3 protein-coding genes are annotated in these 2,126 nt (G+C 72.0%); 1 reads left to right on the top strand and 2 read right to left on the bottom strand.

Annotation, left to right across the window (positions count from 1 at the left end; translation table 11 throughout):
* Positions 1 to 50 precede the first annotated feature (50 nt).
* Positions 51 to 800 carry an SDR family NAD(P)-dependent oxidoreductase gene (locus D7V88_RS40900; RefSeq protein ID WP_120545884.1) on the top strand — a complete coding sequence of 250 codons (750 nt, stop codon included), beginning with the start codon at positions 51 to 53 and terminating at the stop codon, positions 798 to 800.
* A 19-nt stretch (positions 801 to 819) separates the two neighbouring features.
* Here D7V88_RS40900 and D7V88_RS40895 read toward each other — a convergent pair whose 3' ends face one another.
* Together D7V88_RS40895 and D7V88_RS40890 are read right to left on the bottom strand one after the other, a co-directional pair.
* A complete protein-coding gene (locus D7V88_RS40895) occupies positions 820 to 1,053 on the bottom strand; it encodes a hypothetical protein (RefSeq protein WP_120545883.1) in 234 nt (77 codons plus the stop codon).
* 29 nt (positions 1,054 to 1,082) lie between these two features.
* Complete coding sequence (locus D7V88_RS40890) at positions 1,083 to 1,925, bottom strand: 2-oxo acid dehydrogenase subunit E2 (RefSeq protein ID WP_120545882.1); 843 nt, start codon at positions 1,923 to 1,925, stop codon at positions 1,083 to 1,085.
* Positions 1,926 to 2,126: the final 201 nt, after the last annotated feature.

The raw sequence follows: 2,126 nt of genomic DNA, 5'->3' as shown, positions 1-2,126 counted from the left end.
GGGCAGGGGCTTCGCGGGGCGCAAGGTTCCGCGCGTGAAGGAGCAGGACCATGGGCAGGCTCGACGGAAAAGTGGCGGTCGTGACGGGTGGGACGACGGGCATCGGCTTCGCGACGGCGAAGCGCTTCGCGAACGAGGGGGCGAAGGTGTTCCTCACCGGCCGCCGGGAGGTGGAGGTGGACCGGGCCGTGAAGGAGATTGGCCACGGCGCGGTGGGCGTGCGTGGAGACGTGTCGGTGCTGGCGGACCTGGACCGGCTCTACGCGGTGGTGAAGGAGCAGGCGGGGCACATCGACGTGGTGTTCGCCAACGCGGGCCTGGGCGAGTTCGCGCCGCTGGGCTCCATCACGGAGGAGCACTTCGACAAGACCTTCGACGTCAACGTGAAGGGCACGCTGTTCTCGGTGCAGAAGGCGCTGCCGCTCTTGAAGGATGGCGGGTCCGTCATCCTGACGGGCTCCATCGCGGGCTCGGATGGCTCGCCCGCCTTCAGCGTCTACGGCGCCACCAAGGCCGCCATCCGCTCGTTCGCGCGCACCTGGGCGTCGGACCTGAAGGAGCGCCGCATCCGGGTGAACACCCTCAGCCCGGGCCCCATCGACACGCCGGGACTCAACGGGCTGGCGCCCAACGCGGACGCGGCGGCCCAGCTCAAGAAGCACCTGACGGCCACCATTCCCCTGGGCCGCATGGGCGAACCGGACGAGGTGGCCAAGGTGGCGGTGTTCCTCGCCACGGACGACAGCAGCTTCGTCAACGGCACGGAGCTGTTCGTGGACGGCGGCTCCGGGCAGGTCTGAGCGCGGTCCCGGAACGACTTCAGCCTTCCTTGCCGCCTTCCGGGTTCGACGCGCCCAGCTTGCGCAGCTTCGCGGCGAAGGGGCTCTCGCCGTTCACCGGCAGGGGGCCTCCCGCCATGCGCTGGCGGCGATCCATCGCGAGGGGCCCTTCCGCGGGGCCCTCCAGCGATTCCTTCTCGAAACGGTCCTGGCCGCCCAGCACGCGCCCCACGGGGCGGGACGAGCCGACACGACGGTAGGGATCCACGGACATGGCGGTGACCTCCAGGTGAGGTCCCCGTTCTACCGCGCTTCGCCCCCGGGTGCATCCCACCCCCGGGGGTCCTCCAGCGCTCCGCCGATGTGCCGGAGCACCCGCGCCGCCAGGTCCACATCGATGAGGCGCGCGTCCCAGGTGCAGGTGAGCGTCATCGCCTTGCCGGGCACCAGCGCGCCTGCTTCCACCACCGGCACGTCGCGCACCTTCCCCGGGGCCAGCAGCAGGGGCACCCGGGTGTAGGGCACCATGGCCACGAAGCCCTGCTCCAGGCCCAGCGAGCCCAGGTTCGTCACCGCCACGGAGCCGAACGGGTCGAAGGGCATGCCCACGAAGCCAAGGTCCACGTTCAGCCCGTACCAGACGAACGACAACAGCCGCAGCGCGGGGCCCATCAACCAGCCGGGCAGGAGCGACGAGCGGCGCTTGCCCCGCTCAATCTCCACGTCCTCGCGCGCCCGCACCCGCGACACCTTCGCCTCCAGCGCGTCGGCCAGGGCCTCCAATGGCATCGCATCCGCGCGGTGCACGGTGGCGGTGGTCAGGTCCACCCGCGCTGAGCCGTGCGCCGGCTGCACCACGAGCACGCACACGCCCACGTCCTTCCGCTGCCAGGGGCGGTTGCCGCGCAGCACGACGTTCGCTTCGGGGTGGAGGCGCAGCGCGTCCGCGGCGGCCTTCGCCACCAGGTGCGTCACCGTCAGCCGCCGGCCCGTCCGGGTGCGGTGCGAGGCCATGAACTCGAGCGCGGGCTCCATGCGGACCTCCAGCGACGCATAGGCGGTGGGGTCTCGGGGCGCACGCCATGTCCCCAGCGCGAGCTTGCGGAAGGCACTGGCGGGGGGCGCGGGTTTCAGGTCCAGGTTCATGGGGAGCCCCTCCCGGCATCGCACGCGGGTGGACAGCGCGCAACCGGGAGCGCTGCGCGCGGCAGGGCGCCCCTGTTAGACAGCAGGGCCGCGAAGTCCTCCCCTCCCCCACGCCCCGAGGCCCATCCGCATGAGCACCCTCGCCCTGGTCCTGTCCCTTTCCCTCCAGGCCGCGCCGCCCGTGAAGGCGCCCCCCAAGCC

It is taken from the genome of Corallococcus terminator, from assembly GCF_003611635.1.
GTDB lineage: Bacteria > Myxococcota > Myxococcia > Myxococcales > Myxococcaceae > Corallococcus > Corallococcus terminator.
This window is presented reverse-complemented; position numbering and strand designations above follow the sequence as displayed.